Source organism: Streptomyces luteoverticillatus (assembly GCF_003970715.1).
Classification (GTDB): domain Bacteria; phylum Actinomycetota; class Actinomycetes; order Streptomycetales; family Streptomycetaceae; genus Streptomyces; species Streptomyces abikoensis.
This window is the reverse complement of record NZ_CP034587.1, coordinates 2,084,704-2,110,886: the sequence shown is the minus strand read 5'-3', so window position 1 is coordinate 2,110,886 and position 26,183 is coordinate 2,084,704. Positions and strand designations below refer to the sequence as shown.

Sequence of the window (26,183 nt, the reverse complement as noted above, 5' to 3'; positions counted from 1 at the left end):
ATGACGGACTCCGGCCGTTCCCAGGCCGTTGACGAGAGCACAGAGGGCACGGCCGGTCACATACGCGGCGACGAGCCGGAGGCGCGGATGCGCCGTGCCGGGCTGGTCATGACGCTCGTGCTCGGCGGGCTCACCGCCCTGCCGCCCCTCTCCATGGACATGTACCTCCCGGCGCTGCCCGAAGTCACCTCCGCCCTGGGTTCCCCGGCCGCCACCATCCAGCTCACCCTCACCGCCTGCCTCATGGGCATGGCGCTCGGCCAGCTGATCGTCGGGCCGATGAGCGACCGCTGGGGGCGCAGGCGGCCGCTGCTCGTGGGCATGGTCGTCTACGTCCTCGCCACCGCCGCCTGCGCCGTCGCGCCCACGACGGAGCTGCTGATCGGCTGCCGGCTGGCGCAGGGGCTCGCCGGGGCGGCCGGGATCGTCATCGCCCGGGCCGTCGTCCGCGACCTGTACGACGGCGTGGCCATGGCCCGCTTCTTCTCCACCCTCATGCTGATCTCCGGCGTCGCCCCCGTCGTCGCCCCGCTCATCGGCGGGCAGATTCTGCGGCTGACCGACTGGCGGGGTGTTTTCGTCGTCCTCACCGCTATCGGCGTCCTCCTCACGCTCGTCGTCTGGCGGCGGCTGGACGAGACCCTGCCGCCCGCCCGCCGCCAGGACGGCGGCCTCGGCCAGGCGCTGCGCACGATGCGCGGGCTCCTCGCCGACCGGGTCTTCACCGGTTACATGCTGGCGGGCGGCTTCGCCTTCGCCGCGCTCTTCGCCTACATCTCCGCCTCGCCCTTCGTCGTCCAGGACATCTACGGCGCCTCCCCGCAGACCTTCAGCCTGCTCTTCGGCCTCAACTCCATCGGGCTCGTCCTGGTCGGCCAGATCAACGGCAAGGTGCTCGTGGGACGTGTCAGCCTCGACAAGACGCTGGCCGTCGGCCTCGCCGTGATCACGCTCGCGGCCGGGGCCCTGCTGCTGATGACCTCCGGCGTGCTGGGCGAGGTGGGGCTCGTCCCGGTCTCCGCCGGGCTCTTCGTCCTGATGTCGGCCATGGGCCTGGCCATGCCCAACACCAACGCCCAGGCCCTGATGCGCTCCCGGGACGCCGCCGGGTCGGCGTCCGCGCTGCTGGGCACGTCCACGTTCCTGCTGGGCGCGATCGCCTCGCCGCTCGTCGGCATCGCGGGCGAGCACACGGCGGTGCCGATGGCGCTCGTGCAGCTCGGCTGCGCGCTCGCCGCGGTGGTCTGCTTCGTGGGGCTGTGCAGGCCCTGGCAACGGCGATCGGATGAGCTCACCGCATAGACTTCGCCAAATGCACGCCCCCGCACACGCGCCGACCGGCGAGGCGCCGGTCACCGGCGAGACCCTGCGCACCGCCCTCGCCGGACTCCTCGACGGCCTGCCGCCCAAGCAGGCCGCCCAGGCCGTCGAGCGGCTGATCGCCAACTACCGGGGGCGCACCCCCACCCACACCCCCGTCCTGCGCGACCGCTCCGACGTGGCCGCCTATGCCGCGTACCGCATGCCCGCGACCTTCGAGGCCGTGCGGTCCGCGCTGGAGGCCTTCCGCGACCGGCTGCCGGACTTCCACCCCGCCACCCACGTCGACGTCGGCGGCGGCACGGGCGCCGCGACCTGGGCGGTCGCCGCCGCCTGGCCGGGCGACGCACGGACGACCACCGTCCTGGACTGGGCCGAGCCCGCGCTCGCCCTCGGCGCCGAGCTGGCCGGAACGGTGCGGTCCGAGCCGGCGCTGAGCGGTGCGCGCTGGCAGCGCCGGGCCATCGACGCCGGCCTCGACCTGCCCGAGGGCACGGACCTGGTCACGGTCTCGTACGTGCTGGGCGAGCTCACCGAGGCCGACCGGCACGCGGTCACCGACGCCGCCGCGCGCGCGGCGCGGGCCGTCGTGATCGTCGAGCCGGGCACGCCCGAGGGGTATCTGCGGATCATCGAGGCGCGGGACCGGCTGATCGCGGCTGGTTTCCGGGTGGCCGCTCCTTGCCCGCACAGCGAGGCCTGCCCCATCGAGCGGGGAACGGACTGGTGCCACTTCTCGGCCCGCGTGAGCCGGTCGTCGCTGCACCGGCAGGTGAAGGGGGGATCGCTGCCCTACGAGGACGAGAAGTTCTCGTACGTGGCGGCGGTACGGGACATGGAGATTCCCCCGGCGCCCTCGCGGATCGTGCGGAAGCCGCAGATCCGCAAGGGCCAGGTGCTGCTGGAGCTGTGCACGCCCGGGGACGGGCTGGGACGGGAGACCGTCACCAAGCGGCACGGGTCGCTCTACCGCGCGGCGCGCGACGCGGAGTGGGGCGGGGAGTGGCCGCCGCCCGCTGAAGAGGATTAGGACGGGCCGACGGCCGGGCCCCGCGCGCAGCGGCGGGGCCCGGCCGTTGTCGTAGGCGCGTGGGACGATGAAGGCGTACGCAGCAGCCCGCCATCAGCAGGAGCCATGTCATGGACTACGCCCGGATGCGCGCCATCGCCGAGGAGCTGATGAGGCACGCTCCTGATCCCATCAAAGGCTTCGAGATCACCGGCGATGGGATCTACATGATGATGCCGCCGTCCAGGTTCCACGACTTCAACGTGATGCGCCTCAGCCGCCAGCTGGACCGGCAGTTGCCCGATGGGCTTGTGCCCTTCCCGGGTGGTGACATCGAGGATCCGTCGATGGGCAAGCTCCGGCGCCCGGACCTGATCGTCGTGTCGGACGAGGTGTTCGGCGAGGAGAACGAGCCGTTCAACCCGCGTGACCTCTCCCTGGCCGCCGAGGTCGTCTCACCGACCAATCACAGCAACGACTACACGGAGAAGATGGAGGAGTACCCGGCCATGGGCATCCCTCTGTACCTCCTGGTCGACCCCCGCAAGGGGACCGGGGCCGTGATGTCCGACCCCGGCTCCGGTCCCGATGGACGGCCCTGCTACCGCACGCGCCACGACTACGTCTTCGGCGACAAGATCGCCGTCGGCGAGTGGACGGTCGACACCTCCGAGTTCCGTACGTACGCCCCGTAAGGCTCTACCGCAGCTCCTGCGTGCAGCACTTCACGCTGCCGCCGCCCTTGAGGAGTTCGCCGAGGTCCATGCCGATCGGTTCGTAGCCTCTCGCTCGTAGGGGTTCGAAGAGGCCGACCGCCGCCTGGGGGAGCAGGACGTGCCTCCCGTCGCTCACCGCGTTGAGGCCCAGGGCCGCGGCGTCCTCCTCGGTCGCGATCAGCGCGTCGGGGAAGAGGCGCTCCAGGACCGCCCGGCTGCCGGCGGAGAAGGCGCCGGGGTAGTACATGACCTCGTCGGCGGCGTCGTCGAGGACGCACAGGGCCGTGTCCAGGTGGTAGTAGCGCGGCTCCACCAGGTCGAGGCCGATCACCGGGCGGCCGAAGAACTCCTGGGCCTCGGGGTGCGAGAGAGGGCTGCTGCGGAAGCCGCGTCCCGCGAGGAGCCAGGTGGCCGTGACGGCGAAGTCGCCCTCGCCCTCGTTGATGTGCTCCGGCTCGCGCACGGCCTCGTAGCCGTGGGCGCGGAACCACTCCCGGTGCGCCGCCGCCTCGGCCCAGCGCTCGGGGTGGGCGAAGCGGGCGCCGAGGACGCGACCGTCGACGACTGTGGCGCCGTTGGCGGCGAAGACCATGTCGGGCAGACCGGGGCGCGGGGCGAGTTCGTCGACGGTGTGGCCGAGGGCGCGGTAGCGGTCGCGGAGCTCCTCCCACTGCGCGAGGGCGAGCTGCAGGTCGACCGGCTTGCCCGGGTCCATCCAGGGGTTGATCGAATATGTGACCCGGTAGTACGTGGGCGGGCACATCAGATAGCGGCGCGGGGTGGATGCACGCGGGGATGTACGCAAGTCGCGCTCCTCACGGTGGTGTTGGGCACGCACGTGGATCGTGCGTGCCCAAATGGTCCACGCTGTGAGGGCTTCGCGCATGAACCGTACGGGTGGTTTACAAGCCGCCCGTTCACCTACTGGTGTCACCGCTCCGCTGCGCCTTGAGAGCGCGCAGCAGCTCGCGTTTCTGTGCGTTCGGGTCCGTGCTGCCGCCCGCCCCCCGGCCGCCCCTGCCGCCGCCCCGCAGAGAGGCGCGGGAGAGGTTGCTGCGGGTGCCGCCTACGCCGAGCATGCCGCGTGCGCCGCCTCGAGTCATGGTGTTCTCCCTCTCGTTACTGAATCCCGTTCTCGCGAGACGGTGCGTCTCGCTATGTGCTCTACTTTGGACGAGACGGTTCGTCTTGTCAATGGGGTGGGGGAGAGCCTTGACGCGAGGTGACTCCTCCCTCAACCGGCCCCGACGCGGCCGGTCTCACACCCCCCGGATGGGTCCGGCGGTCACACCAGGAGCAGGATGGTGGCAGCATTGACCGAAGACCGCGGTCGAAGTGAGGGGATAGATGGAACGCAAGAGCAGATTCTCCCAATGGCTGCGCCGCCCCAGGAGCGGAGCGGGCGGCGATACGGGCACGGGGGCGGCGATCGGAGCCGCCCGCGAGGAACTGCTCCTGGCCGCGGCCGCCGCCGGGTTCCCCCTGGCGCCCGCCGCGCACCCTTCGGGCTACGGCTGTTCCTGTGAACGCATCGGGTGTCCCACCCCCGGCCGGCACCCCGTCTCGTTCGCCTGGCAGACCCTCGCCTCGACCGACGCCGACAAGGTCACCAAATGGCTGCGCGGCCAGCCGGAGGCCAACTTCGTCACCGCCACCGGCATCGCCCACGACGTCCTCGACGTCCCCGCCGAGGCGGGCCGGCAGGCGCTGGACCGGCTGACGGCCGCCGGAGTGGAAGTCGGGCCCGTCGCCACCGTCGCCCCCGACCGCATGCTCTTCTTCACCGCCACCCGCGGCACCCCCGACGACGAGGACGAGTGGTGGCCCTGCGAGCTGGACTGCCATCCCGAGACGATGGACGAGCACCCGGGGCTGCGGTGGCACTGCCGGGGCAGCTATGTGCTGTTGCCGCCGTCCGTGCTGCCGGGGGAGGAGCGGGTGGGGTGGGTGTCCGGGTTCGGTTCGGACCGGCCGCTGCCGGATCCGCTTTCTTTGCTTGAGGCCTTGACCGATGCGTGTGCCGCGTATGCGGGGGAGCGGCAGGATGATCACGAGCCGGCTCATCCCTGGCCGATCGGGCGTTGAGGTGCGCTGAGGTGCGCTTGCGGCGCTGAGGCCGGTGGTCGGTTTGTGCCCACCCTCCCCCAGCTACCGCTGGGAGGTGCCCCCAGCCCTGCGGAACGATTGCCCACAAACCGGTTACTCCCCCGCGCCTCCGTCAAGGACTCGATTCTGTTGAGGAAGACGACCGGGCCCTTGCCGGGGATGGTGACCGCCGACTCCGAGACGCGCGTGTAGGTCACCGCCTGCTTGAGGTCGCCCTTCAGGAGCGCCTTCGTGCGGGGGTCGGTGATCTCCGGGCGGACGCCCGCGACCGCCGTGCGGCGCTCGCGGTGGTGTGCCGTGAAGAAGGCGAGCGCGCCGCCGTCCTTGGTGCGCAGGGCCGGGGCCGGGAAGCCCGGAGCCTTCTCCGGCGTGTCGATGTACTCGGCCCAGAACGTGGGCGTCCGGGCGAGCTTCGCGCGCTCCGCCCGGATCTGCGTGGTGGAGGTGCCGGGGGCGAAGACATTGCCCGCGCCCGAGCGCAGATAGTCCGTGTACGCCGTGCTGAGCGCCTCCGGCCGAACGGCCAGGGGGGCCTCGTTCGTCTCCGCCGCGGCCGGCACCGCCTGCGCGTAGCCGTCCTTGTCCAGCGCGAACTGCGGGACGCTCCCCTGGTTCAGCAGCGAGAGGTACGCGGCCTTCCACGGCCGGCCCGCGTCGGCGCGGGTGAAGACCAGCAGCCAGCGGTGCTGGTCACGGTTGCTGTGGGTGTCGGCGACGAAGAACTTCGGCCAGCCCGCCATCTTCGGGATCGTGAACCGCGCGTCGTCGAGGACGAGCGGCGGATAGCCCGGGTTGCCGCCCGGCGTCAGCGCGCGCTGCGCGGCCAGGTCGGCCCGGGCTATCTCGGCCGGCGCACCGGTCTCGACCCGGTCCACGAGGGCCGGGTCGAGCTTGCGGTACGCGTCGTTGTAGCCGTCGGTGAAACGGCGGAGGACCTTCTCGGCCTCAGCCTTCCCGCTCACCGCCGGGATGACCGCCCGTTCCCCGTGCACCGTCACGCACCCGGTCGCCGTCGCCGTCAGCAGCACCGGCACCACCGTCAGAATCGCCGCCCGACGTGGGAACACCCGACGCGGGAACACCCGATGCGGGAACCTCATCGCGCTTCGACTCCTCCGTGGCTGCTCGGGACGGCGCAACCCTACCCGTCCGCCCCGGAGCGAAGAACACCAGCAGGGTCGGCACCACATACAGCGCCCACACCCCCACCTGAAGCCACGTCGGGTCCGGCTGGAAGTTGAAGACGCCCTTCAGCAGCGTGCCGTACCAGCTGTCGACCGGGATCTGCTCGCTGATGTCGAAGGCCTTGTCCCCCAGGCCCGGCAGGACGTCGGCCTCCTGGAGGTCGTGGAAGCCGTAGGCGAGGACGCCCGCCGCGACCACGATCAGCATCCCGCCGGTCCACGTGAAGAACTTCGCCAGGTTGATCTTCAGCGCGCCACGGTAGAACAGCCAGCCCAGCACCACGGCCGTCAGCAGCCCCAGCAGCGCGCCGACCAGCGGCCGCACGCCGTCGTTCGTCGCCTGCACGGCCGTCCAGATGAACAGCGCCGTCTCCAGGCCCTCCCGGCCGACGGCCAGGAACGCCGTGACGACCAGCGCGCCCGTGCCCATCGCGAGCGCCGCGTCCAGTTTGCCGTGCAGCTCCTTCTTCAGGTGCCGCGCGGTGCGCCGCATCCAGAAGACCATCCAGGTCACCAGGCCGACGGCGATGACCGACAGGGTGCCGCCGAGCGCCTCCTGGGCCTTGAACGTCATCGTCTGCGAGCCGAACTGGAGCACGGCGCCGAAGCCCATGCTCAGCAGCACCGCCGCCGCGATGCCGGTCCACACCGGTCGCAGGGCGTCCCTGCGGCCGGTCTTGACCAGGTAGGCGACGAGGATGCAGACGACCAGGCTGGCCTCCAGGCCCTCGCGCAGGCCGATCAGGTAGTTGCCGAACACCCGGCATCTCCTCTCAGAAAGGGACCAGCGGTCAGGCGAAGAGGGCCTTGCCCCACCAGTCGCCCTTGTCCCGGACGCCCGGCGGGACGGCGAAGACCGCCGAGCCCACGTGCTGGATGTACTCGTTCAGCGCGTCGTTGCGCGCGAGGTTCGTCTGCAGCGGCACGAAGCCGTCCCGGACGTCGCGCTGGTACGCGATGAAGAACAGCCCCGCGTCGAGCCGGCCCAGGCCGTCCGTGCCGTCCGTGAAGGAGTAGCCGCGGCGCAGGATCGTCACACCGTTGTTGGAGTCCGGGTGCGCGAGACGCACGTGCGCGTCGGGCTTCATCGCCTTCAGCAGCGGCTCGTCGTGCTCGCGCTGCTTGCCCACGGGCGCGCCCTCGGACTTGTCGCGGCCGAAGACGTCCTCCTGCTCGGCCAGCGAGGTCCGGTCCCAGGTCTCGATGTGCATCCGGATGCGGCGCGCGACGAGGTAGGAGCCGCCGACCATCCAGCCGGGGCCGTCCTTCTCGCCCACCCACACGTGCTTGTCGAGACGGGCGGTGTCGTCGCCCGCGATGTTCCGGGTGCCGTCCTTGAAGCCCATCATGTTGCGGGGCGTCTGGGCGTCGGGCGTGGTCGAGGACGTCTTGCCGAAGCCCAGCTGCGACCAGCGGATCGACGCCCGGCCCATCGCGATCCGGGCGAGGTTGCGGATCGCGTGCACCGCGACCTGGGGGTCGTCGGCGCAGGCCTGGACGCACAGGTCGCCGCCGCTGCGCGCGGGGTCGAGGTTGTCCTTGGGGAAGACCGGCAGGTCGATCAGGGCCTGGGGCCGGCGGGCCTTCAGCCCGAAGCGGTCCTTGCCGTCCTTCTCGAACAGGCCGGGGCCGACGCCGAAGGTCAGGGTGAGCCGGGACGGCTTGAGGCCGAGGGCTTCGCCGGTGTCGTCCGGCGGCAGCTCCTCGTTGGCGCTGATCGCGCCCGCGCCGACCTCGTGCCCGGCGGTCATCGCCGCGGCGGCGGCCGTCCACTCCTGGAGCAGCTTGATCAGCGCGGCGCGGTCGGTCGTCGTCACGTCGAAGGAGGCGAAGTGCAGCCGGTCCTGGACGGGCGTGGAGATACCGGCCTGGTGGGCGCCGTGGAACGGCACCGCGTCACCGGTGGACGCGCTGGGGGAGGCGTCGTCGCCGACGCGCAGCGCGGCGGCCGTGCCGCCGGCCGCGGCGGCGCCGAGCGCGAGGCCCGCGCCGCCCCAGCCGAGCAGGGCGCGGCGCGAGGGAGCCGGGCGGGGGGCGGCTCCGGGGGTGGCCTCAGCCTTGCCGGTCGCCGCCTTGTCGGCCGCAGCCGGGGCGGTGACGCCACCGGTGGTCGCGGTGGCGTCGGAGGTCGTGGCGCTCGCGGCCGCCTCGTCGGCAGTCCTGCCGGTCGCCTCGCCGGCGACGCGGCCGTCCTTCGCGGCGGTCGTGGTGGCCTCGGCGCTCGTGGCGTCCGAGGTGGTGCCGGCAGGCTCCGCGGTCGCGGTGGCCTCGGTGTTCGGGGTGGCCTCCGCCGTCTTCGCGGCCTCCGCCGTCTCCGAAGGCTTCCGCTTCGAGGATTCCGTCATCGTCGTTCCCCCGCCTTACTTCGCGACCGCGGCGGCGAGCTTCGACAGCGGCTCGGACAGCGCGTTCACGGCGTCCGAGAGCTTCTTGCGGTCGTCCTTGCCCACGGTGTCGTACGACTTGAAGCCGTCACCGTCGCGGTAGTCGCCGAGCGCCTTCTTCACGGCGGCGAACTGCGCGTCCAGCGTCTTGACGAGGTCCGCGTCGTTCTTGGCGGCGACCGGCTTCAGCAGCTCGTACGCCTTCTCGGCGCCGTCGACGTTGGCCTCGAAGTCGACCAGGTCGGTGTGGCTGTAGCGCTCCTCCTCACCGGTGATCTTGTTCCGGTAGACCTCGTCGAGGAGCTCCTTGGCGCCGTTGGCCATGCTGGTCGGCGTGATCTCGGCGGTGCCGACGCGCTTGCGCCAGTCCTCGAGGTCCTTCATCAGCTGGTCGGCGAGGGTCTTGTCCTCGTCCGTGATGGCCTTGGCGTCCCAGAGCGACTTCTCCAGCTTGTGCCAGCCGGTCCACTTCTGGTCCTTCTCCAGGCCGTCCTCGCGGACGTCGACCTTCGGGTCGATGTCGCCGAAGGACTCGGCGACCGGCTCGGTGCGCTCCCAGCCGGTGCGGGAGGAGGCGTAGTTCTTCTTCGCCTCGTCCAGGTCGCCCTTCTTGACGGCGTCCACGAACTTCTGCGCGGCCGGGATGGTCTCGTCGGCCTGCTGCTGCACGTACTTGCGGTACTCGGCGACCGCCTTGTCCAGCGCCGGGTCGCTCTTCTTCTCCGCACCGCCACCGGTGACGGTGATCTTCTGGCGGATGCCGTCGCCCTTCATGCCGGGCTTGCAGGCGATTTCGTACGAACCCGCCTTTATCGTCGCCGTGATCTCCGCCTTGGTGCCCGGGCCTATGTTCTCGCGCTCGGTGACAATCCGGTCATCGGGGGCGTAGACATAAACCTCGGTGACCTTGGAGCCCTTGTTCTCCACATTGATCTTGACGTGCCCGGCCGGGAACGTGGTCTTGGAGACCTCGCACTTGTCGTCGGAGGCCGCCACATTGACGGCGCCGTCCGAGCTCTTCCCGTCGGACTTCTCGGCACAGCCGGACACGGCGGTCAGGGCCGCGACCGCCGCGATGGCGGTGACGGTGGAGGAGCGGAGGACTCGCATGTGGGCTCCAGGCTTGCTCGGAGAGGGCGGATATCGGCCATGGCTCGGTCATGGCCGAAAGCGCATGGCCGAATAAGGCCGCCCTAACTTATCTGAGGCTTGCCTACCCTGTTCCCCACTGGGTGCGTGATTCTGCTCTCACGAGGCAAAATCTCGGCCATCCCGCCTCGGCAACACCAAAGGTTCTCCCGTGCGTGGATGATCAATTACTTCGACCGGCTGCGAATAGACACGGCTCAGCAATTCGGGCGCGTAGACCCGGCCGGGCGGGCCGTCCGCCGCGATCCGGCCCTCGTGGAGCACGGCCACGCGGTCCGCGTGGGCGCCCGCGAGCCCGAGGTCGTGGAGGACGACGACCACCGCGGCCCCGGCGGCCGCGCGCTCCCGGCACACCCGCAGCACCAGCTCCTGGTGGCGCAGGTCCAGCGCGGCCGTCGGCTCGTCGAGCAGCAGCAGCGGGGTGCGCTGCGCGAGCACCCGGGCCAGCGCTACCCGGGCCCGTTCGCCGCCTGACAGCTCGGCGAACGGCCGGGAGGCGAATCCGGCCACCTCGGCGGCGGCCATCGCCTCCCGGACGGCCGAATCGTCCTCGTCCTCGGCGGGCGTACCGGCCCAGGGGGCCCGGCCCATCCGGACGACCTCCTCGACGGCGAACGGGAACGAGAGCTGAGCCGACTGCGGCAGCACGGCCCTGCGCAGGGCGAGTTCGCCGGCGCTCCATTCGTCCGACGGACGGCCGTCGATCCGCACCTCGCCGGACTCGGCGGGCAGGTCCTGGGCGAGCGCGGCGAGCAGCGTGGACTTGCCGGCGCCGTTCGGGCCGACGAGGGCGACGACTTCGCCGGCGGCGACGCGCAGATCGACCTCGGCCAGCACGGTACGGCCGCCGAGCCGCACCCGCAGGGCACGGACCTCGGCCCGTACGGTGCCGAGGGGGGCGGGGGAGGGGAGCCGCCGGGCGCGGCGGCGGAACGTCCGGAAGAGTGGCGTCCGGAAGAGTGCGTGCGTCACGCCCAGCCCCCCTGACTCCGTCGGGACTTCCGTAGCAGCCAGCTGTGCTTTCCCGGGGGGCAACCCCCGGACCCCCGGCCGGACACCCCCAGGGGCTGACGTCGATCTCGTGCGCGGACGCTCACGCCCAACCCCCCTGACTCCGTCGGGACTTCCGTAGCAGCCAGAAGAAGAACGGGCTGCCGAACAGCGCTGTCAGGACGCCCAGGGGCAGCTCCGCCGGCTGGGCGGCCGTGCGGGCCGCGAGGTCCGCCGCGACCAGGACGAGCGCGCCGCCCAGCGCGCTGCCCGGCACGAGGAAGCGGTGCCCCGGGCCCGCCGCCATGCGCAGCAGATGCGGCACCAGCAGCCCGACGAACGTGATGATGCCCGCGACGGCCACCGCCGCCGCCGTCAGCAGCGCGACCACCAGCACCAGCACCATCCGCAGCCGTTCGACGTCCACGCCCAGGTGCCGCGCCGGGCGTTCGCCCAGCGCCAGCAGGTCCAGCTTCCGGGCGTACCAGGGCGCGATCGCCAGCCCCGCCAGAGCGCACGGCAGGACGGCGAGCACCTTGGGCCAGGTCGCCTGGGCGAGGGAGCCGAGCTGCCAGAAGGTGATCTGCGTGATCTGCGCGTTGTCCGCGACGAAGACGCACAGCCCGATGAGCGCGCCCGCGAACGCGTTCACCGCGATGCCGGTGAGGATGAGCGTCACCACCTCCGTACGCCCACCCGACCGCGACAGCGCGTACACCAGCACCACCGTCACCAGCCCGCCCACGAACGCGCAGACCGTCACCGTCCACGTGCCGAAGAGGCTCAGGCCCAGCGAGATGGAGGCGACCGCGCCCACGGCCGCGCCCGACGAGATCCCGATGACTCCGGGCTCGGCGAGCGGATTGCCGAACACGCCCTGCGTCAGCGCCCCCGCGCACCCCAGCGACGCCCCGACCAGCAGCGCCAGCGCCACGCGCGGCAGCCGGACGTTCCACAGCACGCTCTCGCCCACGCGGTCGAGGGCCGCGCCCCCGAGCCCGGCGCGGTGCAGGATCGAGCCCAGCACGTCGCCGACGGGGATGTCGTAGGCGCCGAGTCCAGCGGAGAGGACGCAGAGGACGGCGAGGGCGACGGCCATCGCCCCGCCCAGCAGTACGGGGGTGGCAGTACGAACGCGCGGCACGGTTTCCTTGGCCGTGGCGGCGGTGGTAGCGGTCATGTCACGCCCCGCCCTTGTGGATCTGCTCGACGAGGGACTTGAGGACGGCGTCGGTGCGCGGGCCGAAGTTCAGCAGGACGCCGTCGTCGACGGAGGCGATCCGGCGGTCGAGCCCGGCCGGGGTCTGGCCGACGCCCGGGATCCTGAGCAGCCCGTCCACGCCGCCGACCGAGTCCAGGCCCTTGCTCATCACGAGGATCACATCGGGCGCGGCCTTGGCGAGGGCTTCGCTGGTGATGGGCGTGAAGTCCTTCTTCAGGCCCGAGTCCACGCCCGCGTCGACGCCGCCCGCCGCCTCGATGAGCGAGTCGGCCCCCGAGCCCGCGCCGCCGAGGAGGTAGACGGACGCCGAGCCGCGCAGGTAGAGGAAGGCGACGCGCGGCTTCTTCCCGTGGGGAACGCCTTGCCTCACCGCCTCGATACGGCTCTCCGCGCGCTCGCGGAGTTCCGCGCCCGCGGCGGGGACGCCGAGCGCGGCCGCCACCTTGTCGATCCGGGTGCCGACGTCGCCGAGCTTCTTCGCCGGGTCGAGGACGACGAGGGGGACGCCCGCCGCGCGGATCTGGCCGATGGCCTCGGCCGGGCCGGTGGTGGTCTCGGCGAGGACGAGCGTGGGCCGCAGCGAGAGCACGCTCTCCGCCGAGACGTCGTGCGCGCGCGTCACGACGGGCAGTCGGCGGGCCTGTTCGAAGGTGGCGGTGATGTCCCGGGCCACGACCCGGTCGCCGAGGCCGAGGCTGAAGACGATCTCGGAGAGCGAGCCGGACAGCGGAACGATCCGGTCGGCGCCGCCGATGGTGACGTCCCGGCCGTCGGCGGAGCGCACGCTGACGGGCAGTCGGGGCGTCGGCGCCGGCGTGAGCGGTTCGACGCGGTCGGCGGTCGAGGGCGCTCCCGATGCCCCCGACGGCTTTCCGGAATCCCCGCCCGCCGTGCCGCAGCCGGTGAGGACGACGGCCAGGGCGAGCAGGCCCGCGAGGGCGCCGACGAGCCTGCCGACGAGGCGTGGGACGCGCAACAGGGCTCCTGCCGAGTGCCGTTGAAACACGTTCCCGCCTTTCCGGTGCGGATTCCTCCGGATGGGCTGTCCACCCGCCGAGCTGTAGCTTAGGTTAGCCTTACCTTATTAGCCATTGCTCGAGAGGGGTTCCTCGATGCTGCCGTCCAGACCTGCCCGCGCGCCCGTCGTCGCGCTCCTAGTGGCACTGCTGACGGCCCTGCTGACGGCACTGCCGGTGGCCGCGACCGCGCTCGTCCCGGCCGCCCGCGCGGCGGACGGGCGCGCCGGGCGCGACGCGTCCGGAACGCGCGAGGCGCCCCGGGAGGTGTCCGGTGGCCGGCTCGACTGGGGGATCAAGTCCTCCTTCCAGAGCTATGTCACCGGGCCCATCGCGCAAGGCGGTTGGGAGCTCCAAGGCGGGGCGGCGACGATCGGCGGCAGCCGGTTCCGCTTCCACTCCGCCAAGGGCTCCCACGCACCCGGAAGCGGCGCCTTCGAGGCGGCCTTCTCCGGCGGCGTGCACTTCACCGGGCACCGCAAGCCGGACGGTTCCCACGAGCTGGACCTGACCATCAGCCGCCCCACCGTCCGCGTCGCGGGCGGCGCCGGAACCCTCTACGCCGACATGACGAGCAAGGCCAAGGGCACGGGCGAGGTCACGACCGCCACCCAGGTGCCGCTCGCCGCCCTCGACGTCTCCGGCGTCGACCTGCGCGGCGGCGGCACCCACGTCGGCCTCGCCGACGTCCCGGCCACCCTCACCGAGCAGGGCGCCAAGGCCTTCGCCGGCTACTACACCCAGGGCACGGCCCTCGACCCCGTCACCCTCTCCGCCGACGTCCTGGCGTCCGCCGACCGGGCGGCGTCACCGAGCGCGAGCGCGAGCCCGTCCACGGCACCGGAGGAAGAGCGGACGTCCAAGGGCGGGTTCACGGAGGCGGTCGTCGACTGGGGCGTGCGGCGCACGTTCCGCGAGTACGTCACGGGGTCCATCGCCCAGGGCTCCTGGAAGCTCGCCGACGGCGCCCAGGACGGCGGCGCGCTCTTCCGCTTCCCGCACGGCAAGGGCGCGTACGACGCGGGTTCTCTGGACGCCGCGTTCGCCGGCACCCTCCGATTCACCGGCAGGCACCTCGACCTCACCCTCGGCGGGGTCAGGGTCGCGGTGAAGGACGGCCGGGGCACGCTGTCGGCGGACGTGACCGGTGGCGGCCGTGCGGTCGCCAAGGGCGTACCGCTCGTCACCTTCGACGCCTCCCGGATCGAGGAGAAGGACGGGCTCGCCGCCGTCGCCGAGGCCCCGGCGAAGCTCACGGCCGAGGGGGCGAAGGCCTTCGGCGGGATGTACCAGGAGGGCACGGGCATGGATCCGGTCTCCCTGGCCGTGCCGCTGGACGCCAAGGCCGCGCTGCCGCCGCTGCCGGACCTCGGCAGCGGGGCGAGTGCCGCTCCGTCCCCGTCCCCGGCCGAGCCGCGTACGAAGTCCGCCGCTTCCTCGTCGGCGTCCGGCTCCGCTTCCTTCCCCGTGGTGCCCGTCGCGGCGGCCGCCGCCGTGGTCGTGGCGGCGGCGGTCGCCACCTTCCTGGTGACCCGCCGGCGCCGGGCGACGAGCCGCGCGACTCAGTAGAACTTCTCCCCTCCCCCGAACCCATCAGCACCCCCGACCGAGGAGACAACAGACCATGACCGTCGCCGCACGCCGACGCCCCCTCGCCCTCGCGGCCGCCGTCGCCACGGCCGCCGCGGCCCTGGGCGCCACCGCCCTGACCGCCCCGGCCGCCCACGCGGTGGACGGGCCGCCGCCGATGACGCTGAAGGACGGCACGCTGGGCTGGGGCCTGAAGAAGTCCTTCCGCGACTACGTCGAGGGCGGCTTCGCCAACGGCGCCATCAAGGTCACCGACGGCGCGCAGCGCGCCGGGGACGGTTCCTTCGCCTTCGCCGACGGCGCGGGCACGTACGACATGTCCACGCACGCGGTCAGCAGCACCTTCAAGGGCGGCGTGCGCTTCACCGGCCACGACGGCGAACTGGACATCACCTTCGCCGGCCTGAAGCTCGCGGGCGACGCGGGCGGCAAGACCGGCCGCATCACCGCCGACGTCACGAAGGACGGCGCGACCCAGGACGACGTGCCGATCGCCGCGCTGGACCTGGCGGCGGCGAAGCGCACCATGGGTGCGGGCGGCAAGGTCACGTTCGACGCGATACCCGCGACGCTGACGGCCGAGGGCGCGAAGGTCTTCTCGTACCAGGGCCGTTCCATGTACAAGCAGGGCGCCGAGCTCGACAAGGCGACGTTCACGACGACGGCGGTGACGGCTGCCCGGCCGCAGCCCCAGCCGGACCCGAAGCCTGACGCTGACGCGAAGAAGCCGGATGCCGACGCGAAGAAGCCTGACGCGAAGAAGCCTGACGCGCAGAAGCCGGACGCGAAGCAGCCTGACGCGCAGAAGCCGGACGCGAAGCAGCCTGACGCGCAGAAGCCGGATGCCAAGCCGGCGGAAGGCGGCGGGGAGAAGAAGGGCGGCGGCGCCGTCAACGACGGCAGGCTCGACTGGGGTCTGAAGAAGTCCTTCCGCGACTACGTCACCGGCGGGTTCGCCCAGGGCAAGGCCGAGGTCTTCGGCGACGCCGTGAAGCTCGCCGACGGCTACCGCTTCACCAAGGCCGTCGGCACGTACGACGCGGCCGCGAACACGCTCGACGTCGCCTTCAAGGGAGAGGTCCGCTTCACGGGCCACGAGGGACAGCTGGACCTGCGGTTCAGCAACTTCAAGGTCAAGGCGTCCGGTTCCGGCGACGCCACGCTCAGCGCGGACGTGGCCGCCAAGGGCACGGTCACGCTCGCCAAGCTGAAGCTCGACGCGAACGCCCTCAAGGCGCGGGACGGGGTGGTCACCCTGTCCGCCGTACCGGCGACGCTGACCGCCGAGGGCGCGGGCGTCTTCTCGTACGAGGGCCGCGCCATGTACAAGGAGGGGACCGCGCTTGACCCGGTGAGCCTTGCCGTCACGGTCGGCAAGGACGCCGCGCTTCCGGCTGCCGGTGGTAAGGCGGCGGCCTCTGTCGCGGCTGGTACGCCCACCGGCGGCGGTGGTGGTGTCACCGGCGAGGAGGCTTCGCTCGCGGCGACGGGTGCCGGTGTGCCCACCGGGGCGCTGCTCGGCGGGGCGGGGGCGCTCGCGCTGGCGGGTGGGGCGGCGGTTTACGCGACGCGGCGGCGGTCGGCGCTTGCGAAGGGCTGACGCCCCTTCGCGCTGAAACGGCTCGCGCCCCCGGTTACGGTCACCGGGGGCGCGGGTTTCGTTTGCCTGTGCGGGCCGGTGGTGGGGTTGTGCCCACCCGTTCCGCCCTGCGGAACGCCTGCCCACAACGCGGCTCTACGCGCTCAGCGGGAATTCCTCGCCCAATTCCCTGAAGACCGCCGTGTTGAGTGCGAACGCGCGCTTGCACTCGTCGATGACGCGCTGCTTCTCCAGGTCGTCCAGCGGCAGGGCGTCGAGCAGCTCGCGGTACTCGCGCTTGAAGGCGGCCGGGTTGGGGATGCCCTCGAAGACGTAGAAGCGGACGCCGTCGCCCTTGCGGGCGAAGCCCCACGTCTTCTCGGCCGTGCCGCGGATGATCTGGCCGCCGGACAGGTCGCCCAGGTAGCGCGTGTAGTGGTGGGCGACATAGCCGGCGGGCCAGTCGCGGACGCACTCCTCGATCCGGGCCGCGTACGCCGCCGTCGCGGGCAGGGGCGTGATGCCCGTGCGCCAGCCGGGGCCGCCGAGGTGGGCCAGATCGCGCTCCAGCTCGGCGGAGCGCGTCAGCTCGGGCCGTATGAACGGACCGACCACGGGATCGTCGGCGAGGACGCCGGAGGCGGACTCCAGGGCCTGGTACACGAACCAGAGCTGCTCCGTGTAGCGGCGGTAGGCGGCCACCCCGAGGCGGCCGCCCAGCATGTCGCTCATGAACGACGAGTTCTCCGCTTCCGTGTGCTGCTCGTGCGAGGCGGTACGGATGAGCGTGGAGAACGGAGTCGTGGCGGGGGCGTCCAAGGTGGACCTCCGGTGACCGAGGGCGGAAGAAGCAGGGAGAAAACAGGCGGTAACGGGTGCGCCGGAGCGCGCGCTGCCACCGCCCATCCTCCCTACTTAGGCTTACCTAAGTCAATTGCTTCCCGACATGCTGTCGGTAAAATCCCGCTGCCACGTTACGGCAAGGTCAGGATCTCCGCACCCGATTCCGTCACAACGAGCGTGTGCTCGAACTGGGCCGTCCGCTTCCGGTCCTTGGTGACGACCGTCCAGCCGTCCTCCCACATGTCGTACTCGTGCGTGCCCAGCGTCAGCATCGGCTCGATCGTGAAGGTCATGCCCGGCTGGATGAGCGTGTCGTGGTGGGGGCTGTCGTAGTGGGGGACGATCAGGCCGGAGTGGAAGGACGAGTTGATGCCGTGCCCGGTGAAGTCGCGCACGACGCCGTAGCCGAAGCGCTTGGCGTACGACTCGATGACACGGCCGATGATGTTGATCCGGCGGCCCGGCTTGACGGCCTTGATCGCCCGGTTGAGCGCCTCGCGCGTGCGCTCGACGAGGAGGCGCGACTCCTCGTCCACGTCGCCGCAGAGGTAGGTGGCGTTGTTGTCGCCGTGCACACCGCCGATGTAGGCCGTCACGTCGAGATTGACGATGTCGCCGTCGCGCAGCACGGTCGAGTCGGGGATGCCGTGGCAGATGACCTCGTTGATCGAGGCGCACAGCGACTTGGGGAAGGCGCGGTAGCCGAGCGTGGACGGGTAGGCGCCGTGGTCGCACATGTACTCGTGCGCGACGCGGTCCAGCTCGTCGGTGGTGACGCCGGGGGCGATGTGCTTGGCCGCCTCCTCCATCGCCCGCGCGGCGATGCCGCCCGCGATCCGCATCTTCTCGATCGTCTCGGCGTCCTGGACCTCGGGGCCGTCGTACGGGGTCGGCGCCGGCTTCCCCACGTACTCGGGGCGCGGGATCGAGGCGGGAACGGGGCGGGTGGGGGAGAGTCTCCCCGGGACAAGAAGCGACTGGCCAGACATGTCTGCGAGTGTAGTTGCGATGGAACACACGCTGGAGGAGAGCTGATGGCACTGTTCAAGCGGCGCGCGGCCGGGAAACCGGGCGAGTGGTACTACTGCCTCAAGCACGGCACGGTCGAGGAGGGCCCGGAGTGCCGGGCGGCGGACCGCATGGGCCCGTACGGCTCGCGCGAGGAGGCGTCCCACGCGATGGAGACGGCGCGCCAGCGGGACGAGGAGTGGCGGGAGGATCCGCGCTGGAAGGACGAGGGGTAGCCCCTCGCCCACGTTCCCGCCTCCCGGGCGGGGGCGAAGCCCCTCGCCCCTCCGGGGGCCTGGGGGCTTGCCCCCGGGAAACGGTGGAAGGGCGGGACCGGGGCGCCCTCCCGCCGCGACGGCGGGCAACCCCCGCCGGGGAGTCCGGCGGTGCCGGACGGCCTCAGGCCGCCTCCGCCACCGCGCCCGGGCCGGCCGCCTCCGCCGCCTTGCGCCGCCGCATCGCCTCCGCGTGCGGATCCGTCCTCTGGTCGTAGGCCATCAGCTTCGGCAGGGACACCGCCAGCAGGCCCACCGCCGCCACGCACGCCAGGCCGCCCGCCCAGACGGACGTGCGGACGCCCGTCAGCGTCGCCATGCCGCCCGCGCGGACCTGGCCGAGCTGCGGGCCGACCGAGTAGGACAGCAGCTCGATGCCCGCGAGGCGGCCGCGCAGCTCGTCCGGGATGGTCTGGTCCCAGATCGCCGAGCGGAACAGACCGCTCACCGTGTCGCAGCCGCCCGCGACGGCCAGGAAGAACAGCACCGTCCAGATGTTGTCCAGCCACCCCGCCACCGCCATGGCCGCGCCCCAGCCCGCCGCCGCGAGGACGACCATCCGGCCGTGCCGGTGGACGCGGGAGACCCAGCCGCTGGTCAGGCTGACGGTCAGGGAGCCGACCGCGCCCGCCGCGTACATCAGGCCCAGCGCCCAGGGGGCGTGGAGCTCGTCCGCCAGGAACGGGAAGATCGCGGTGGGCATCGCGAAGAACATCGCCGCCAGGTCCACCGCGTACGTGCCGAGCAGCTCCTTGCGGCCCCACGCGTAGCGCGCGCCCTCCACGATGCCGCGCAGCGACGGCTTCTCGGCGTCGTGCGAGGCGGGGGAGGGGGAGAGCCCGGCGGTCAGCACCAGGGAGACGACGAAGGTGGCCACGTCCAGCCCGTAGGCCAGCGGCAGCCCGGCGAAGGCGATGACGATGCCCGCCAGGGAGGGGCCGACGATGGCCCCGAGCTGCCAGCGCATCGAGTTCAGCGCGATCGCGGCGGGCAACTGCTCGTGCGCCACGATCCGGGGGACGATCGCCTGGAGCGCCGGCCGCTGAAGTCCCGTGAGCGCGCTGACCAGCGCGGCCACCACGTACAGCGGCCAGATCATGGGATGCGGCAACAGCGTGTTGAGGAGCAGCATCGCGCTCAGGACGGCGAGCCCCGCCTCCGTCCACAGGATCAGCTTGCGGCGGTCCATGGCGTCGGCGAGCGCGCCGCCGTAGAGGCCGAAGACGATCAGGGGCACGAGCTCGACCGCGCCGACCGCGCCCACCGCGAGGGCCGAGCCGGTGAGCTCCTTGAGCTGGAGCGGCAGCGCGATGAAGGTCAGGAAGCTGCCGAAGACCGTGACGAGGCCCGCCAGCCACATGCGGCGGAAGTCCCGGGAGGAGTGCCAGGGGGTGAGGTCGGGCAGAAGCGCGCGTATCCGGCCGGGGGAGGCGTCGGATGACGTATCGGAGGGGTCTGAGGAGGGAGGGGGATGGTGCTCGGTCACGGGGCACCATGGTCCGGACCGCGCGCGCCCGGAGCAAACCGTTTTACCGCCCGCCGCCGGGGACGCGGGGCCCGCCGCCCGCGCGCGCCCCGCTCACCACCGGTGCGGCGGCGCCGACAGCTGGTCCACCAGCCGCGACAGCCGGTCGCGGAAGCGCCGCCCCCGCGCGCCCGGGAGCGGCCCGTTCTCCCCGGCGGCCGCGCTGACCAGGTGCTGCACCGTGTCGAGGTCCAGGCCCGCCGAGTCCGGCACGGTCAGCGCGTCATGGGCGAGCGAGCACAGGTCCCGGTGTGCCACGGGCTCCGGACCGCTGTCGGCCGTCCCGTCCAGGGCCAGTACCGTCGCCCCGCCGCGCCGGGCGTCGTGCACCCGTTCCAGCAGCCCCTCGCCGGCGCTCCCCTCCGCCACCACCAGCAGCGTCTCCCCGCGCCCCGCCGCCTCCAGCCTGCCCAGGCCCACCGACAGGTGTGCCGGCGCGCCGGGCGGCGGCCGGTGCCGGACGAGGGTGGGGGACAGCTCCGGCAGACCGGACCAGGCGGCCTCGTCGTCCAGGTGCGCGGCCAGGTGCCAGGGCTCGTAGTGGGCCGTCCCCACCAGCAGCAGTCCGCCGCCGTGCGCCCCGACCGAGCCGCGCAGCGTCCCCGCGAAGCGGCGGGTGTCGCGCAGCCACTCGGTCCCGGCCAGTGCCTCGCGCAGCAGCGCGACCCGTACGGCGTCCATGCGCCGCATCCTGCCCCAACCGCCTCACCGAAAAGCGGAGTTGGCAAATGGCTCACCCGTTCGGCCGCGGCGGGAGGCGGGCGTGACAGTATCGCTGTCATGACTACTTCTGAAGACGCCAAGAAGGTGCCCGCGAAGGACCCTTGGGACCTTCCCGATGTGTCCGGCCTGGTGGTCGGTGTCCTCGGCGGCACCGGTGACCAGGGGCGCGGTCTCGCCTACCGGCTGGCCAAGGCCGGCCAGCAGGTGATCATCGGCTCCCGCGCGGCCGAGCGCGCCCGGGCGGCGGCGGAGGAGCTGGGCCTGGGGATCGAGGGGCTCGACAACGCCGAGTGCGCGCGGCGCAGCGACATCGTGATCGTCGCGGTGCCGTGGGACGGCCACGCCAAGACCCTCGAGGCGCTGCGCGAGGAGCTCGCCGGCAAGCTCGTCGTCGACTGTGTGAACCCGCTCGGCTTCGACAAGCAGGGCGCCTACGCGCTCAAGCCGGAGGAGGGCAGCGCCGCCCAGCAGGCCGCCGCGCTGCTGCCGGAGTCGCGGGTGACCGCCGCCTTCCACCACCTGTCCGCCGTGCTGCTCTCCGACCCCGAGGTCGCGGAGATCGACACCGATGTGATGGTGCTGGGTGAGAAGCGGGCCGACACCGACGTCGTGCAGGCCCTCGCCGGCCGCATCCCCGGGATGCGCGGCGTCTACGCGGGCCGGCTGCGCAACGCCCACCAGGTCGAGTCGCTCGTCGCCAACCTGATCTCCGCCAACCGCCGCTACAAGGCGCACGCGGGCCTGCGCGTCACCGACGTCTGACAGCCGGTGTCACCGGGCGTCCGGCGTCCGGTGTCACCGGCGTCCGGCGGCCGGCGGGCATGGGGGACAATGACCGGGATCGTACGCACATGCGCCCCGGACCCGGAGTAGGAGCCGCCCCCATGCCCCGCCTCGCCCTCTACGCCCTCGCCGTCTGCGTCCTCGCCGTCGCCGCGGCCGTCGTCTCGTTCGCGCGGGGCAGCTGGCTCGGCGTCGTGTGGATCCTGCTGCTGGGCGTCTCGTCCAACATCGCCTGGTACTACGTGCGCAAGGCGAAGAACGACAAGGCCGCCGCGGCCGCCGCCGGGCGCTGACGCGCCCGGCGCAAGCCGCTGATCAGCCCAGGTCGAGCGCGTTCAGCGGCGGGATCTCCGGCGTCCCCTGCCAGAAGCGGAACAGCTCCTGGCCCCAGTAGGTGTCCCACTCCGTGATGCCCAGCGTCCGCAGGACCGCGTCGACCATGTCGAAGAACGCGTGGTTGACCTCGGGGATCCACAGGAAGCCGAAGACCGCGAGCAGCCCGAACGGCGCGAACGGCTCCACCTGCCGGCGCACCTTCGGCGACAGCCACGGCTCGATGATCCCGTAGCCGTCCAGGCCCGGCACCGGCAGCAGGTTCAGGATCGTGGCGGTGACCTCCAGCAGGGCCAGGAACGCCAGGGCGTAGCGGAAGTTGTCCGGGACGCCGTCCAGCGCGTGCAGCCAGAACGGGGCGGTGACCACGACCGCGAAGACGAGGTTCGTCAGCGGGCCGGCGGCGGAGATCAGGCTGTGCTTCCAGCGGCCCCGGATGCGGTGGCGCTCGATGAAGACGGCACCGCCCGGCAGACCGATCCCACCCATGATCACGAAGACCACCGGCAGCACGATGCTCAGCAGCGCGTGGGTGTACTTGAGCGGGTTGAGGGTGAGATAGCCCTTCGCCCCGATCGTGATGTCACCGCCGTGGAGGGCCGTGCGGGCGTGCGCGTACTCGTGGAGGCACAGCGAGACGATCCAGGCCGAGACGACGAAGAGGAAGACCGCGAAGCCCGGCGACGCCGAGTAGTCCGTCCACACCGCCCATATGGAGACCGCCATGATGGCGACGAGGGCGAGGAAGACAGGGCTCACTCGCCCTTCGCCACGGGTCGCTTGCGTTGCCATGCCTGTGCTCTCCTGAACTCGTGTGAACCCGTCCGAACCCGTCTGAACCCGGGAACTGAACCCGTCTGAACCCGGGAATTGTCCGGGCGTACGAACGTACCGGGTGACCGTACTCGGTGGGCCCGGGCCACGCGTAGTGGCCGACGGCTCGATCATGTACCGGACACGGGACAATGGGCCGGTGCGTTACGGCATCCTTGGCACCACCTCGGCCCACTCCGACGACGGCCGGCCCCTGGCCCTCGGCGGCTCCCGGCTGCGCGCGCTCCTGGCAGCGCTGGCCCTCCGCCCCGGCCGGATCCAGAGCGTGCCCGCGCTGGTCGACGCCGTCTGGGACGGCGAGCCACCCGCCGACGCGACGGGCGCCCTCCAGGCGCTCGTCGGACGGCTGCGCCGGGTCGTCGGCCGGGAGGCGGTGGCCTCCGCACCCGGCGGCTACCGGCTGTGCGCCGAGCCCGACGACGTCGACCTCCACCGCTTCGAGCGCCTCGCCGACGAGGGGGAACGGGCGCTCGCCGACGGCGACCCCGCGAAGGCGGCGGTCCTCCTCGACGACGCCCTCGCCCTCTGGCGCGGCCCGGCCCTCGCCGACCTGCCCGGCGCCGCCGGCCCGGCCGCCGCCCGGCCCGAGGCCCGCCGCCTCGCCGCCCGCCGTGCCCGGCTGGCCGCGACGGTGGCCCTGGGCGACGCGGCCGGGGCCCTGCCCGCCCTGGCCGAGCTGTGCGCCGAGTACCCGCTCGACGAGCCCCTCCACGCCCTCCGCCTGCGCGCGCTGCGCGCGGCGGGGCGGCCGGCGGAGGCGCTCGCCGCGTACGAGGCCGTGCGCCGGCACCTGGCCGATCGCCTAGGGACGGAACCGGGGCCCGAGCTGCGTGCGCTCCACGCGGAGCTGCTTTCGGGGTCGGAGCCTTCGGGGTCGGCCGAGGCCGGTTCGGCACCGCCGGTCACGAGCGTCGTGGCCGATCGCCGTGGCGGCGGGGAGGGTGCCCCGGTCCCGCCCCTTCCCGTTTCCCGGGGGCACGCCCCCGGCCCCCCGGAGGCCCGGGTCCGGGAAGGGGCGGCGAGCCCGGCGGTGCCGGACAAAGCGCATCGTGGCAACCTCCGCGCCCGCCTCACCTCCTTCGTCGGTCGCGAGGACGACATCGACCGCATCCGGGAGGATCTGACGCGGCACCGCCTGGTCACCCTCCTCGGCCCCGGTGGCGCCGGGAAGACCCGGCTGTCGCAGGAGGCCGCCGAGACCGCGGCCGGGCCGTGGCCCGACGGCGTGTGGCTCGCCGAGCTCGCGCCCGTCGACGACCCGGCCACCGTGCCCGAGGCGGTCCTCACCGCCCTCGGCGCCCGCGAGACCGTCGTGCGCGGCACCACCGCCGAGGGGCTGCGGGCGGCCACCGACGCCACCGCCCTCGACCCGCTGGCACGCGTCGCCGAGCACTGCGAGCGGCGCCGGATGCTGCTCGTCCTCGACAACTGCGAGCACGTGATCGACGCCGCCGCCCGGCTCGCCGAGACGCTCCTCGCCCAGTGCCCCGGCGTCACCGTGCTCGCCACGAGCCGCGAACCGCTCGCCGTCCCCGGCGAGCTGGTGCGTCCCGTGGAGCCGCTGCCCGACCCGGTCGCGCTGCGGCTGCTCGCCGACCGGGGCGCGGCCGCCCGGCCCGGCTTCCGGGTGGAGGACGACCCCGAGGCCTGCGCCGAGATCTGCCGCCGCCTGGACGGCCTGCCGCTCGCCATCGAACTGGCCGCCGCCCGGTTGCGCATGCTCACGCCGCGCATGCTCGCCGACCGGCTTGACGACCGCTTCCGGCTGCTGACCTCGGGCAGCCGTACCGTCCTGCCCCGCCAGCAGACCCTGCGCGCGGTCGTCGACTGGTCGTGGGACCTGCTGGACGACCCCGAGCGCGCGGTGCTGCGCCGGCTGTCCGTGTTCTCCGGCGGCTGCGGCCTGGACCAGGCCGAGGAGGTATGCGCGGACGGCACCGCCGTCACGGCCCCGGACGTGGCGGCGCTGCTCGGCTCGCTGGTCGACAAATCGCTGGTGGTGGCCGTTCCCACGGCGGACGGCGAGATGCGCTACCGGTTGCTGGAGACCGTCGGGGAGTACTCCGCCGAGCGGCTGGAGGAGGCCGGTGAACGGGCGGACGCCCAGCACCGGCACCTGGTGGCCTTCCGGGAACTCGCCCGTACCGCCGACCCGGCGCTGCGCGGCCCGGGGCAGCGCGCCTGGCTGGACCGGCTGGAGCTGGAGCACGACAACCTGCGCACCGCCCTGCGCCACGCCGTCGCCATGGGCGACGAGCAGGAGACGCTGTGCCTGGTGCTGTCCCTGGGCTGGTTCTGGCAGTTGCGCGACCACCGGGCCGACGCCCGGCACTGGGCCGACGTGGCGGCCGGGCTGGGCCCGGACCCGTTCGCCGAGCCCGTCCCGCTCGCTCAGCCGCTGTTCGAGTCCTGCACCGCCGAGCCTCCGCCGATGGTGGGGGAGGTCCTGCTGGAGGCGCGGCGCGGGGTAAGGCTGCTGTCGCTGGCCAACAACGAGTCGGACATGCGGGTGATGGCCACACCGGAGACGCAGCGGCGGCTGCGGGGCATCATCACCGCGTACGGCGAGGGGCAGCCGCAGAACTGCCGGGTGCCCGGGATGATGTGGTTCTTCGCGCTGTTGCTGACCGGCTCGGTCGACAATCTGTGCGCGGTCGCGGACCGGGCCGTGGAGAGCTGCCGTGAGCTCGGGTACACGTGGGAGCTCGCCAACACCCTCCAGCTGCGGGCCAAGCTGCTCAACGAGCAGCCCGAACGGGCCCTTCAGGGCACCCGGGACGCCGACGAGAGCCTGGAGATCTTCTCCCGGCTCGGTGACGACTGGGGGATCGCCGAGGCGCTGTCCAGCCGGGCGGAGGCCCACCAGCGGGAGGGCCGCTTCCACCGCGCCGCCGAGGACTACCGTGCCGCGATCGAGCGGGTGCGCGCCGTCGGCTCCGGAGGGGAAGTGCCGCACCTGAGCTCCCGGCTGACCGACGTGCTCCTGGAGGCCGGCGCCATCGACCCGGCGGAGGGGAGCGGCGGTACCGCGAGGCGCTGGAGGCGCTGGAGAAGGACCATCCCGACGCGGCCGCCTTCGTCCACATCCAGCTCGGCATCCTGCTCGCCCGCACGGGCCGCGCCGGCGAGGCGCGGCGGCACTTCGACCACATGGTCGGCGAGTTCGGGCACCGTCACCTGGCCCTCTTCGAGGGCATGATCCTGGGCCTGACCGCCTGGCTGGACACCCTGGAAGGCCGGCCGGAGGAGGCGCTGCCCAAGGTGCGCGAGGGGCTGGCGAAGATGGACGGCGATCCGCTGGTCAACCTGGTCGCCGCGCACCTGCCCTCGGTGCACCTGCTGACCGCCGCCTTCGCCCACGCGGAGACCGGCGGCCGGGAGCGCGCGCTGCTGGCGGCCCGGCTCCTGGGCGCCGCCGTGACGCAGCGGCCGGCCGGCCACTTCGTCATCGCGCACGAGCGGGAGATCCGGGAACGCACCGCGGAGCGGGCCCGCGCGGAGCTCGGCCCCGAGGCGTACGAGCACGCGTACGCCGAGGGCGCCCGTCTCTCCCCCACGGAGGCGGCCGCCCTCGTCTGACGCGACCCGTCGACG

23 protein-coding genes and 1 pseudogene are annotated in these 26,183 nt (G+C 72.8%); 10 read left to right on the top strand and 14 right to left on the bottom strand.

What is annotated here, in order from left to right; genetic code table 11:
* The 3 genes from EKH77_RS08945 to EKH77_RS08935 all read left to right on the top strand — a co-directional run bounded on the left by EKH77_RS08945 (window position 1) and on the right by EKH77_RS08935 (window position 3,024).
* Complete coding sequence (locus EKH77_RS08945; RefSeq protein WP_126913878.1) at window positions 1-1,302, top strand: multidrug effflux MFS transporter; 1,302 nt, start codon at window positions 1-3, stop codon at window positions 1,300-1,302.
* Window positions 1,303-1,312: 10 nt separating this feature from the next.
* On the top strand, window positions 1,313-2,350 hold the full coding sequence (locus tag EKH77_RS08940; protein ID WP_126913877.1) for a small ribosomal subunit Rsm22 family protein: 1,038 nt from the start codon (window positions 1,313-1,315) through the stop codon (window positions 2,348-2,350).
* Between the two features lie 110 nt (window positions 2,351-2,460).
* Window positions 2,461-3,024 carry a Uma2 family endonuclease gene (locus tag EKH77_RS08935; RefSeq protein WP_126913876.1) on the top strand — a complete coding sequence of 188 codons (564 nt, stop codon included), beginning with the start codon at window positions 2,461-2,463 and terminating at the stop codon, window positions 3,022-3,024.
* 4 nt (window positions 3,025-3,028) lie between these two features.
* Here EKH77_RS08935 and ddaH read toward each other — a convergent pair whose 3' ends face one another.
* Both ddaH and EKH77_RS08925 read right to left on the bottom strand, forming a co-directional pair.
* Window positions 3,029-3,931: a dimethylargininase gene (gene ddaH, locus EKH77_RS08930; RefSeq protein ID WP_430980980.1), complete on the bottom strand. Its 903-nt coding sequence runs from the start codon at window positions 3,929-3,931 to the stop codon at window positions 3,029-3,031.
* 31 nt (window positions 3,932-3,962) lie between these two features.
* Window positions 3,963-4,148 (bottom strand): DUF6243 family protein, encoded by a 186-nt coding sequence (locus EKH77_RS08925; protein WP_126913874.1) that lies wholly within the window; start codon window positions 4,146-4,148, stop codon window positions 3,963-3,965.
* 244 nt (window positions 4,149-4,392) lie between these two features.
* Between EKH77_RS08925 and EKH77_RS08920 the strand changes: the two genes are divergently transcribed.
* Window positions 4,393-5,130, top strand: a complete 738-nt coding sequence (locus tag EKH77_RS08920) for a bifunctional DNA primase/polymerase (protein ID WP_126913873.1) — start codon at window positions 4,393-4,395, stop codon at window positions 5,128-5,130.
* Here EKH77_RS08920 and EKH77_RS08915 read toward each other — a convergent pair.
* The 7 genes from EKH77_RS08915 to EKH77_RS08885 all read right to left on the bottom strand — a co-directional run bounded on the left by EKH77_RS08915 (window position 5,106) and on the right by EKH77_RS08885 (window position 13,056).
* Window positions 5,106-6,113, bottom strand: a complete 1,008-nt coding sequence (locus EKH77_RS08915) for a hypothetical protein (protein ID WP_206279832.1) — start codon at window positions 6,111-6,113, stop codon at window positions 5,106-5,108. The two genes, EKH77_RS08920 and EKH77_RS08915, sit on opposite strands and share 25 nt — an antisense overlap.
* A complete protein-coding gene (gene efeU / locus EKH77_RS08910) occupies window positions 6,097-7,095 on the bottom strand; it encodes an iron uptake transporter permease EfeU (RefSeq protein ID WP_126913872.1) in 999 nt (332 codons plus the stop codon). The genes EKH77_RS08915 and efeU overlap by 17 nt, the downstream gene beginning before the upstream one ends.
* Window positions 7,096-7,126: 31 nt before the next feature.
* The gene (efeB, locus tag EKH77_RS08905) at window positions 7,127-8,680 is read right to left on the bottom strand and encodes an iron uptake transporter deferrochelatase/peroxidase subunit (RefSeq protein ID WP_240667283.1); all 1,554 of its coding nucleotides are present in this window, start codon (window positions 8,678-8,680) and stop codon (window positions 7,127-7,129) included.
* Window positions 8,681-8,695: 15 nt separating this feature from the next.
* Window positions 8,696-9,829, bottom strand: a complete 1,134-nt coding sequence (gene efeO, locus EKH77_RS08900) for an iron uptake system protein EfeO (RefSeq protein ID WP_126913871.1) — start codon at window positions 9,827-9,829, stop codon at window positions 8,696-8,698.
* A 138-nt stretch (window positions 9,830-9,967) separates the two neighbouring features.
* Window positions 9,968-10,840: a heme ABC transporter ATP-binding protein gene (locus EKH77_RS08895; protein WP_126913870.1), complete on the bottom strand. Its 873-nt coding sequence runs from the start codon at window positions 10,838-10,840 to the stop codon at window positions 9,968-9,970.
* Window positions 10,841-10,961: 121 nt separating this feature from the next.
* Complete coding sequence (locus tag EKH77_RS08890; RefSeq protein ID WP_126913869.1) at window positions 10,962-12,038, bottom strand: FecCD family ABC transporter permease; 1,077 nt, start codon at window positions 12,036-12,038, stop codon at window positions 10,962-10,964.
* A 1-nt stretch (window position 12,039) separates the two neighbouring features.
* On the bottom strand, window positions 12,040-13,056 hold the full coding sequence (locus EKH77_RS08885) for a heme/hemin ABC transporter substrate-binding protein (protein WP_430980979.1): 1,017 nt from the start codon (window positions 13,054-13,056) through the stop codon (window positions 12,040-12,042).
* 136 nt (window positions 13,057-13,192) lie between these two features.
* Between EKH77_RS08885 and EKH77_RS08880 the strand changes: the two genes are divergently transcribed.
* Both EKH77_RS08880 and EKH77_RS08875 read left to right on the top strand, forming a co-directional pair.
* Window positions 13,193-14,665, top strand: a complete 1,473-nt coding sequence (locus tag EKH77_RS08880) for an HtaA domain-containing protein (protein ID WP_126913868.1) — start codon at window positions 13,193-13,195, stop codon at window positions 14,663-14,665.
* Between the two features lie 55 nt (window positions 14,666-14,720).
* A complete protein-coding gene (locus EKH77_RS08875; RefSeq protein ID WP_126913867.1) occupies window positions 14,721-16,286 on the top strand; it encodes an HtaA domain-containing protein in 1,566 nt (521 codons plus the stop codon).
* A gap of 135 nt (window positions 16,287-16,421) precedes the next feature.
* Here EKH77_RS08875 and EKH77_RS08870 read toward each other — a convergent pair whose 3' ends face one another.
* Both EKH77_RS08870 and map read right to left on the bottom strand, forming a co-directional pair.
* A complete protein-coding gene (locus tag EKH77_RS08870) occupies window positions 16,422-17,084 on the bottom strand; it encodes a heme oxygenase (biliverdin-producing) (RefSeq protein ID WP_240667282.1) in 663 nt (220 codons plus the stop codon).
* 155 nt (window positions 17,085-17,239) lie between these two features.
* Window positions 17,240-18,097 (bottom strand): type I methionyl aminopeptidase, encoded by an 858-nt coding sequence (gene map, locus EKH77_RS08865; protein WP_126913865.1) that lies wholly within the window; start codon window positions 18,095-18,097, stop codon window positions 17,240-17,242.
* Between the two features lie 45 nt (window positions 18,098-18,142).
* On the opposite strand from map, the gene EKH77_RS08860 reads away from it, so the two are divergent.
* On the top strand, window positions 18,143-18,352 hold the full coding sequence (locus tag EKH77_RS08860) for a hypothetical protein (RefSeq protein ID WP_126913864.1): 210 nt from the start codon (window positions 18,143-18,145) through the stop codon (window positions 18,350-18,352).
* A gap of 163 nt (window positions 18,353-18,515) precedes the next feature.
* Here the strand turns inward: EKH77_RS08860 and EKH77_RS08855 are convergent, their stop codons facing one another.
* Together EKH77_RS08855 and EKH77_RS08850 are read right to left on the bottom strand one after the other, a co-directional pair.
* Window positions 18,516-19,877 carry an MFS transporter gene (locus tag EKH77_RS08855; protein ID WP_397612699.1) on the bottom strand — a complete coding sequence of 454 codons (1,362 nt, stop codon included), beginning with the start codon at window positions 19,875-19,877 and terminating at the stop codon, window positions 18,516-18,518.
* Between the two features lie 93 nt (window positions 19,878-19,970).
* The gene (locus EKH77_RS08850) at window positions 19,971-20,597 is read right to left on the bottom strand and encodes a hypothetical protein (RefSeq protein WP_126913863.1); all 627 of its coding nucleotides are present in this window, start codon (window positions 20,595-20,597) and stop codon (window positions 19,971-19,973) included.
* Window positions 20,598-20,696: 99 nt separating this feature from the next.
* Here EKH77_RS08850 and npdG point away from each other — a divergent pair, with 99 nt between their 5' ends.
* Window positions 20,697-21,401 (top strand): NADPH-dependent F420 reductase, encoded by a 705-nt coding sequence (gene npdG, locus EKH77_RS08845; protein WP_126913862.1) that lies wholly within the window; start codon window positions 20,697-20,699, stop codon window positions 21,399-21,401.
* 122 nt (window positions 21,402-21,523) lie between these two features.
* Window positions 21,524-21,715: a hypothetical protein gene (locus EKH77_RS08840; RefSeq protein ID WP_126913861.1), complete on the top strand. Its 192-nt coding sequence runs from the start codon at window positions 21,524-21,526 to the stop codon at window positions 21,713-21,715.
* A gap of 22 nt (window positions 21,716-21,737) precedes the next feature.
* On the opposite strand, the gene EKH77_RS08835 is transcribed toward EKH77_RS08840, so the two are convergent.
* Window positions 21,738-22,547, bottom strand: a complete 810-nt coding sequence (locus EKH77_RS08835; RefSeq protein ID WP_126913860.1) for a site-2 protease family protein — start codon at window positions 22,545-22,547, stop codon at window positions 21,738-21,740.
* Between the two features lie 154 nt (window positions 22,548-22,701).
* On the opposite strand from EKH77_RS08835, the pseudogene EKH77_RS08830 reads away from it, so the two are divergent.
* A pseudogene (locus EKH77_RS08830) lies at window positions 22,702-26,168 on the top strand (AfsR/SARP family transcriptional regulator).
* The last annotated feature ends 15 nt before the right edge of the window (window positions 26,169-26,183 follow it).